At 38.9% G+C, this 8,499-nt stretch carries 12 protein-coding genes; 5 read left to right on the forward strand and 7 right to left on the reverse strand.

The window, feature by feature from the left end; genetic code table 11:
• Positions 1-344: 344 nt before the first annotated feature.
• From CFPU101_RS24600 to CFPU101_RS24610, 3 genes are all read right to left on the reverse strand, one after another.
• Positions 345-851, reverse strand: a complete 507-nt coding sequence (locus CFPU101_RS24600; RefSeq protein ID WP_206818429.1) for a MarR family transcriptional regulator — start codon at positions 849-851, stop codon at positions 345-347.
• 150 nt (positions 852-1,001) lie between these two features.
• Positions 1,002-1,142, reverse strand: a complete 141-nt coding sequence (locus CFPU101_RS24605; RefSeq protein ID WP_206818431.1) for a hypothetical protein — start codon at positions 1,140-1,142, stop codon at positions 1,002-1,004.
• A gap of 248 nt (positions 1,143-1,390) precedes the next feature.
• Positions 1,391-1,843 carry a response regulator gene (locus tag CFPU101_RS24610; protein ID WP_242578251.1) on the reverse strand — a complete coding sequence of 151 codons (453 nt, stop codon included), beginning with the start codon at positions 1,841-1,843 and terminating at the stop codon, positions 1,391-1,393.
• Positions 1,844-2,230: 387 nt separating this feature from the next.
• On the opposite strand from CFPU101_RS24610, the gene CFPU101_RS24615 reads away from it, so the two are divergent.
• The 3 genes from CFPU101_RS24615 (at position 2,231) to CFPU101_RS24625 (ending at position 3,855) form a co-directional block, all read left to right on the forward strand.
• Positions 2,231-2,677 carry a response regulator gene (locus CFPU101_RS24615; protein WP_242578252.1) on the forward strand — a complete coding sequence of 149 codons (447 nt, stop codon included), beginning with the start codon at positions 2,231-2,233 and terminating at the stop codon, positions 2,675-2,677.
• A gap of 480 nt (positions 2,678-3,157) precedes the next feature.
• Positions 3,158-3,481, forward strand: coding sequence for a DUF433 domain-containing protein (locus CFPU101_RS24620; protein WP_307730483.1), 324 nt, complete (start codon positions 3,158-3,160; stop codon positions 3,479-3,481).
• Positions 3,478-3,855 (forward strand): DUF5615 family PIN-like protein, encoded by a 378-nt coding sequence (locus CFPU101_RS24625; protein WP_206818435.1) that lies wholly within the window; start codon positions 3,478-3,480, stop codon positions 3,853-3,855. The genes CFPU101_RS24620 and CFPU101_RS24625 overlap by 4 nt, the downstream gene beginning before the upstream one ends.
• 515 nt (positions 3,856-4,370) lie before the next feature.
• Here the strand turns inward: CFPU101_RS24625 and CFPU101_RS24630 are convergent.
• From CFPU101_RS24630 to CFPU101_RS24645, 4 genes are all read right to left on the reverse strand, one after another.
• Positions 4,371-4,859, reverse strand: coding sequence for a helix-turn-helix domain-containing protein (locus CFPU101_RS24630; RefSeq protein ID WP_206818437.1), 489 nt, complete (start codon positions 4,857-4,859; stop codon positions 4,371-4,373).
• Positions 4,860-5,630: 771 nt separating this feature from the next.
• Complete coding sequence (locus CFPU101_RS24635) at positions 5,631-5,951, reverse strand: hypothetical protein (RefSeq protein ID WP_206818439.1); 321 nt, start codon at positions 5,949-5,951, stop codon at positions 5,631-5,633.
• A gap of 49 nt (positions 5,952-6,000) precedes the next feature.
• Entirely contained in the window at positions 6,001-6,510 is a 510-nt protein-coding gene (locus tag CFPU101_RS24640) for a hypothetical protein (RefSeq protein WP_206818441.1), read from the reverse strand.
• A gap of 632 nt (positions 6,511-7,142) precedes the next feature.
• Positions 7,143-7,460: a hypothetical protein gene (locus tag CFPU101_RS24645; protein ID WP_206818443.1), complete on the reverse strand. Its 318-nt coding sequence runs from the start codon at positions 7,458-7,460 to the stop codon at positions 7,143-7,145.
• Between the two features lie 334 nt (positions 7,461-7,794).
• On the opposite strand from CFPU101_RS24645, the gene CFPU101_RS24650 reads away from it, so the two are divergent.
• Both CFPU101_RS24650 and CFPU101_RS24655 read left to right on the forward strand, forming a co-directional pair.
• Positions 7,795-7,959: a hypothetical protein gene (locus tag CFPU101_RS24650; protein ID WP_206818444.1), complete on the forward strand. Its 165-nt coding sequence runs from the start codon at positions 7,795-7,797 to the stop codon at positions 7,957-7,959.
• Positions 7,952-8,158: a hypothetical protein gene (locus tag CFPU101_RS24655; RefSeq protein WP_206818446.1), complete on the forward strand. Its 207-nt coding sequence runs from the start codon at positions 7,952-7,954 to the stop codon at positions 8,156-8,158. Before CFPU101_RS24650 ends, CFPU101_RS24655 begins: the two co-directional genes overlap by 8 nt.
• The last annotated feature ends 341 nt before the right edge of the window (positions 8,159-8,499 follow it).

Consider the following 8,499-nt stretch of genomic DNA (forward strand, 5'->3'; position numbering starts at 1 on the left):
TAGGGAGATCGGGTTAACTTCCTTCCCATCTGCCCAAAAGATGATTAAATTAACTTAGACCTTAGACTGTGACTGTAATAGAAATGGGTTACGCGCTCAAAGTTCGCGAAGACCGCGTAGAAGTGTAAAAAGCTCATCAGTTCGTGAATTGGGGAAAACTTTAAAGCACATATCAATTTTTATTGATATCAATAGGTAGGAAGCTTCCGAGGGCGATCGCGGGAAGAAGATGAAAAATTAGGAAGTTAGTAAGTTAAGTGGTTAACAAGCTGACAAGTTAGCAAGGAGATGAGATTTTCTTCCCACTACTCTTACGATTGTTTGGGCGGATGGGAAAGAAGTAATCATTCAGATTCATCAGGTTTGATGGGATTGTCTACGGCTCTGAGGTGTCGGTTTTTGAGTTCTTGTTGTTGTCGCTCTTCTTGCTCTTGGCGGTACTCATTAAGGTTCTTAACTTTGCCCTTCCAGCCGTAGTCAGGATTTAATCGGTAAGCAAAAGAGCGTCCTGCTTTTGGCCCAGCTAATATTATTCCTTTGTTGATTAAAAGTTTAAAAGCTTTAGAAACATTGACTTTATGTATATCTAATTCTTGTGATATTTCTGTTTGTGAAACCTGAATCCAGTTATGAAAATCTAACTTTCCACAAATATTAACAAATATTCTTAAAGCATCTCTCGTCATTTCCTTATCTTGAGAGATTATTATTAAGGCTTCTTGGCTATTCATAATAAATCCACCCCCATAAGGATTACACTTAACTCCGCAATAAACAATAACTCCATCTAACAATTCTCCAGTTTGATTGTCGTACTGAGATATTTGACGAGTGTTTTTTGGCCTTCTCATCTTTAAATTACCCACATTGTTAGTAAATTTACTAACGATGTTAGCATATTTACTAACAATCGACCTCTGAAATCTTTATGTAGAGCCATTGATAAGTTATTTTCTTTGTCTTTGTATAGAAAAAGGATAAGCTACGCTTATCAGTTAAACTTATGAATCGATTGGAGCAGCCCCCCAAGGGGGCGAATAGCGAGGGGGTAATGAAGGTAATTGACGACGACAGGAGTCTCGATTTATAAAGCGATCAGCCACAATCACCCAATTAAAAGTAGTCGGGTAATTATTCGACAATAGTTAAAATCTTTTTTGGGCAGATGGGAAAGAAGATGATTGTTAGCTTAATTAGTTAATAGGCTTCTAGAGAAAAAAGTAGTTTTTTCCCATCCGCCCAATTGGGGGTTTTAGGGGGTTTCCCCCTAACCAGTACCCCACGCGATGAGTCCTTACTAAGCACGAGGGAATATATACGTGGGGTATGCTGGCTTAGAGAAGAAAAAATTAGGAAGGGGGGTGTAAGAGTTGAAGACGACAGTGGCTTTCTATGAGTAGTAGTTAGAAAAAGAGCGAGCGGGTAATTCGGAGATCCAATTAAACATTTTCTTTTGATTGAGGGTGAGCATTAATTGGGTTAACTCTGAGAAAGTAAATGGTTTTTTCAGATATCCAGATACGTTCAGGTTCTCGGCTTCTATTAAAAATCTTTCTTGTTCAAAAGTGAGCAAGACAACTACAGGAATTTGTTTTAAGTTTGAATCCGAGCGTAATTTAATCAGAAATTCTCGTCCATCCATTTTCGGTAAATAAAGATCTAACAGGATTAATAAACTTTCGGGAAAAATGGCTGAGGGTTGATGATAACGCTCCTGTAATTGGTTTAAAGTTTTAGCGGGGTCTTGGGAGATTTCAAGGCGATTGCTAATATAGTTTCTTTTGAACAAACGCCGAACCGCAATTATGTCCACTTCATCGTCTTCAATCAACAAAATTTTCATGATTTTTTGATTCAAATAGTTGAGCAAGTTGAGGTTAAGTTAAACGTTGAATTTTTCTCAAGTAACATGAGTTCGGGTTAAGTAGAAAAAGAAAAAATTGACGAGAATGACAGAGAAGGCGTTTTAGGTTGATGACGTTAGGTAATTAAACTATATAGGAGATTAACACAAAAATTAACGAGACTACGATGAGACGATGAGGCATCTGACAAGTATATCGAAAGAACCAAATCACTTGTTGACTGGCTAACTGTCTAGTAAGTTAACTTGTTAACAAGTGATTTGGTTCTGCCAAAAGAAAGATTAACTTGAATTGTTATCTGTACCATAATGAAGGCGGTTTGAGTCGTTTTTAAGCTAATTTATTAACTTGATTTGGAGTCGATTTTGTTAACAATTCCATCTAAGAAAAGACTGAATATTTTGCTAGTAGATGATGCTCATGAAACTGTTGAGAAGATCAAGCAGATCTTCAAAACGAACGAGATTACTTATCCTCTCTTCACAGCTAAGAACGGATTAGAAGCTCTAGAGATGTTACGGACTCAAGATGGGAAACCACCTGTTATTCCCAAAGAGTCTCGATTAATCCTGCTGGCTCTTAACTCGCCCAAAATAAATGGAGCGGAATTTCTGAGGGAGTTACGTTCTGAGCCTGAACTAAAAGTAATACCAGTCGTTGTTCTAGCTAATAGTTGTGACAATGAAGAAGCAAAACTGAAGCTTTACAAATTAAACGTAGCTGGCTGTATTAGCAAACCCGTTGCTTCAGAAGAGTTAATCGAAGTGTTCATGATAATTATTAAATATTGGACAATTAACGAACTGCCCTAAACTAATAACTAAGGTTTTTGATTAACTTGAGCGAGTGTTATCAAGGTAGGTTCGTATCTTAAGATGTTGCTCTAACCATTTTTGAGTCAGCCTAATTTTTAGAAGACCAAACTGTAAATAACAGTTAATGACATGGCGAAAAACATGAGCGGTTAAAGACTTAACCGAAATCGATGACTGATTAAAAACTCGAAATAGCGATCAGGCTCAAGGGACTAAAGATTACAGTCAACTCCTAAAGCCACAATGGTTAATCTAAATTATTTACTGTAATTAACCTTAACTAAGTAATTAACAGTTAATAACTTAAAGCTACTATTTACCGTAATTTACCATTAATAACTTAAAGTCAATGGAGATAACCCAAAGACTGAACAACTTGTTTACTGGGTGACTAGATAACAAGTTAACAAGTTAAACCGACAGAAGGCTAACTTCTTTCCCATCCACCCAATTCTGAATTATTAATCGAAGTGATAGATGATCGCCTTTGTTCAAGTCTTTTTTTGGGCAGACTGGAAAAGAATAGCTTGGGGGATAATGGTAAGGGTTCACTTCAACCTAACTGCTATTGCCATGAAATTTACCCGTATTACCGTCAATCCTGCCCAGATGGGGGGAGTGCCTTGTCTGAGGGGCTTACGGATTCCCGTTGCTACTGTAGTTGGGATGTTTGCCGAGGGGATGAGGGAAGCTGAAATTTTAGAAGCTTATCCAGATCTTGAAGCGGCTGATCTCTCTGAAGCTCTTCATTATGCGGCGGCTACTCTACAAGAACGGGAACTCCCGTTGCTCACTCGATGAAATTTCTGATTGATAATGCCTTATCGCCAGTAATAGCTCTTGGTCTTCGAGAAGCGGGCTACGAAGCGATTCATGTTCGTGAGTTGGGATTACAAGCGGCTGATGATTCAGACCTGTTTAGTCTGGCGGCTTCGACGGGACGGACGATCGTGTCAGTCGATACTGACTTTGGGACATTGCTGGCTTTAAGAGAGGAGCGTTTTCCTTCGTTTATCCTATTTCGTCGGGGAACAACCCGCCGTCCTGAGCAACAGTTAGAACTTTTACTAGCTAATTTGCCATCGATTCAGGAGGCTTTAGAAGGAGGAAGTGTGGTGGTGATCGAGGCGACCCGTCTGCGGATTCGTTCTCTACCGATCTCAAGAAACGATTGAGGTCAAAGCTTTCTAAGAGAATTTTCAACCATTTAACTTGTTGACTATATAGAAAGTTAACAAGTTATAAACTTATATGGTCAACTTGTTAGCTTGATGAAACGTTGAAATGGGCTACTTCTTTCCCATCTGCCCAAAAAAGAATTGGCTTTGAAGGTGATCGCCCTTTGAAGACCGACAAAACGATCACTAAGTTTTCAGAATCAAATATTTTCTCTGAGGTAACTAGAAGACAATTTGAGGCGGATAAAATCTTAAGTAAGTACAAACTATCGTTTTGAGGGTGATGAGGCTTTTAGGGGCATTTTTTGAGGGGTTTAACTTTCTTTCCTTTTTGCCCAAAACTAGAATAAACTAATTTAAAACCCTGACAGCAACTAGCTTAGAGGTTGGTTACGCGCTCTTATTTCAGGAAGACCGCCTAGATGACTTCAAGGCTTGAGGATTGGTTGATGAGAGGGTGAGTTAAGAAAGACTTATCACTGGTGGGTGGCCAGTCGGATAAGATTTTCCTATCAATCATCGGTTTGGGGAGGTGTTTTAACGGCTTTTAGGTGGTTTTTTAAAGTTTCTCGGCGTTGCTGATCGTCCTCTTTGTTGCGGTAGTCGTTCAAGTTTCTTACCTTGCCCTTCCAGCCGTAGTAGGGGTTTAGTCGAAAAGCATAAGACCGTCCAACTTTCGGGCCTCTTAAAATAATTCCTTTTTCCTCTAGCAACAAGATGGCTCTTGATACATTTGGTTGTTTGAGTTCTAGTTCTTTACCTATCTCCGTAACAGTTATCTGTATCCAATTTTCAAAGTCTAAACGAGCCATTAAAAACATTAGAACCCTTAAAGTCTCACCTGTAAGGTCTTTGTCCTTAGCTAAAAGTTCTAATGCGTCTTGGCTATTCATAACCCATCCTTTTGCATAAGGATTGTGCTTAACTCCACAATAAACGATCACCCCGTCTAAAACCTCACCTGTATCTTGATCGACAGATGCTATTCTTTTACGTTTCATAGATCCTCCAAACAAGTTCATATCATATGTGATATGGAGTATATCATATATGATATGAATCCATTTCTAGAAAGCTTATCAGATGCAGATTTCAGAAATGGCCTTATGTCTTTGTAAAAATGAACAAGTGTACTACCCCAGGGCGAGTGCCCTGGGAACGATTGGCGCAGCCCCCCAGGGGGGCGGGAAAGCGCGGGGGTAGTGAAGGCAATTGGCGACCCTTCAGGGAGCCTCAATTAAAAGGGGCGATCAGCCGATTTGTAGTTGGGTGGCCGCTCGATGGAAGCCAAAGATCTTTATTTGGGCAGATGGGAAAGAAGATACTGATGATGAACAATCTTTCTAAAGCAACAAACATTTTAAGTTTTTTGAATCTAGATTTTAAAAGTTAATCATTGAAGTTGAGCTAGCTCGGTTAGGGCTGGCTTTTTGTGTTGTCTAAGAACTGAACAACTCTCTTGAGTGGCATTTGTTGGTGGCTCATGAGAATTAGAAAGACGGCCAAACGTAGTCAGTTAAATTTCAAACTGAATAAGAAGAAAAAAAGATTGTTTTCCCATTTGCCCAATTGGGGGTTTTAGGGGGGTTCCCCCTAACCAGTACCCCGCCCCAACTTGAAACGAAGTGAAGAGTTTTTGTATATAGGCGGGGTATGCTGGCTATCCGAGAGCTAAGGGGGGTAGTGAAAGAAGCGATTAGAAGATTTTGCCGAAGTAAATTGTCTACGAGCGATTAGGGTTTAGGCTTTTCTAAAATTGAAACTTTTTCCCCTTAGTCATCTTCGATAACAATAATCTCAAGGGTTTGACTGTTAACTGTATAGCTTTGACCTGATGGGTTGTTAATTTCTCGAATGACCTGTTTTTCTTGAAGTTCATCAAGTGCTTGTTTGACTTGATTAGTTGTTAGTGGGCAAGCTTCTAAAATATCTTCTAAGTTAGCGACAAAGCTCATTTCTTGGGGATGGATACGAGAAATTAAAGCAAAGATAACTTGACAAGCTTCATCGCTTAATTTTTTCGCTAAATCTGATAAATGTTGTCGTTTAAGAGCTATCTTTAGATTAGTTTTTTTTGTCGGCTCGTTAACCATTTAATTTTTTCTCTTTTAGGGTTTAGGGAAAAAATATTTTCGATTATGACTATTTGTCTGCTGGATAATATTTCGGTCGTTTGCCATCGGACGGTTTCCAGCCTGTGACTTTAAACAGATAGTCATTAACGTTCATTCCTTGTTCTTTAGCGGCTTTATCTGCTTGATAAATGGTCAAGTTAAGGCGATCACACAATTCACTCTTAGTTAGCCCGTCCTGTGCTTCTTTCTCAGTGTATTGAATTTCCATCCTCTCGGTTGGGAAGATGACTATTTCTGATGTCATCTTAGGAGCTAAGGATTTAGAACCTGCTTCGATAAGTGAAGCTTTAATTAAGGCTACTTCTTTTTTCACTGCTTCCAATTCATCGAATAGCACTTGAGAGGAGATTTCTTTTGGAGGGCGATCGTTCAGGTAATGTTCGAGGATGGCTACGACCGCCTGTGAAAGTTGGCTGATATTTTTTTCTTTCATCCATGCAGTGAGTTTAGCTGATAGGTCGGCATCGAGGTAGGCTTGTATCTTGGTATGTTGCTCTAACCATTCTTTAGTCGGCATAATTTTGATTAAATATAACTGTAGTTAACAGTTAATGACATAAATAAAAACATTATAGATTAAAGACTTAACTGAATCGCTGACAAGTCAGAAACTCTTAATAACGTTTTAAATAAATTTACTAAAAATTACAGTAATTTACTATATTAAAAATAGGTATATTTAAGTCATTAATTGTAAATTACTTAAGTTTTGTAGTTTACAGTTAATAAAAAACAGTTACTATTGACCGTCAACCACAGTTAACTACTAAGCGTTAGGGAAACGGCTTTGGAGAACCATATAACAAGTTGACAAGTTAAAATACTAAGAAGTTAACTTATTAACAAGATAAATTGACAGAAGGTTAACTTCTTTCCCATCTGCCCAAAAAAAGACTTAAACGGAGGGTGATCGTCTTTTACGAAATTTGGTAGATTTAGGAATGGGCTTCGGGGAAAAGAAAGCTTGGAAAGGAAGTCAGTTAGTTAACAAGTTAACTTGTCAGCTTACTAACTTAATAGCTAGTTTAAGAAGTGACTTTTTTTCCTTATCCTAATAAGTAACATTTTTGTAGGGGAGTAGATTTATTAAACCCCACACCCCTTACTCCCTCTCAAAGAGTCGATTTTGTTTATAAATCATTGTAAAAATTAAAATGACCTTAAGCTTTGCCAACCAGCGAAAGTGTTAGGAGAGCTTGCATCAAAAGTAGAACCGTTTAGGCGACCTGTCTGGGGATTAAGTTCCCCAATATATACGCCTCTGCTTCCGTTAAGCCAATCAATAGTACACTGAAACTGAATGTCTGTTACAGAGCCAAACCCCGAACCAGTTTGAGTTGTACCTTGTAAAATATATTTTGCATTTACAGTAAACTCCCCATTTGGGCGTATTTGACCTACTCTAACGTCTACTATAAACCCATTAGTTTGCTCTATTTGCCACTCTCCTGAAACATTAAGTGCCATAATATCACCTGCCTTGTGCGGTATAAAAATCTTTTAAGTTTTAGAAATTATCACATTATTGAAAAATTAATAAGCTGAGTTTTAAAAAGTTTTAATAGATCAACAGGTTCACTGGTTGGCTGGTTAGATTGTTCAAAGCGTTCTAAAACTTTCTCCTTTCCCATCTGCCCATCTATAAACCTATGGTCAAAGTCAAAGGCGATCGCCCTCCATTTAAGTTTTTTTTGGGCAGATGGGAAAGGAATGGCACTTAGGGATAATGAGTTAGATTACTTTTGGAGGGACGGTCATCGAAAGACGGACAATTGAGGCTCTAGAACGGGCTTATCTAGCCATGCAAGATGTTGTTGAGGACTTGTATGACGAAGCCGAGCAAGCGATTGAGTTAGGGAATTACAATGATGCTAGTCTGCTGCAAAGTCAAGCCGATCTACTCTTCGAGGTTCAGGAGAATTTGGGAACGGTGTTGACGGAAATGGAGGATAAGAGCGATGGATGAATTGAAGGCTCAAATTAAGTTTGAAGCGAGTCAAGCTGCCCGATTGAGTAAAGAGGCGACTATTGCATTCGAGGCTAGGGATTGGAAACAAGGTAAGGCGTTGATGAAGGAAGCGGTAGCCGCCTCTAGGAACTGTCAGAAGTTAATCGAGCAGTTAAATCAATCTACTGAGGCGATCGCACAGTCAGAGAAAGCTTAATGGGCAGAGCGAAAAAAATGACTTGTTAGGAAGTCAGTTTCTTAGTAATCTAACTTGTAAACTTGTCAGCTTTTTAACTTAATAGCCAGTTTAAGGAGAGACTTCTTTCCCATCTGCCCAGAAAGGTTCTTGGCTTGTTTGATGGGATTCTAAATCACGAAAGCTATATTTTCCGTCATGCGCTCGCCCTTCACTTCGGCTCAAACTTGATCAAGGGGTGGATGGGAAAGGAATATCTTTTCTATAGGGACTAGAAAGCGATTTAAGACGGGTTAATTCTTGAGTAATTAAAAGACTATCGTCTAGAGGGTAGCGAGGCTTTTCGGGGCATTTTTTGAGAG

The sequence above is a fragment of the Chroococcus sp. FPU101 genome, assembly GCF_017312365.1.
GTDB lineage: Bacteria > Cyanobacteriota > Cyanobacteriia > Cyanobacteriales > Microcystaceae > Chroococcus.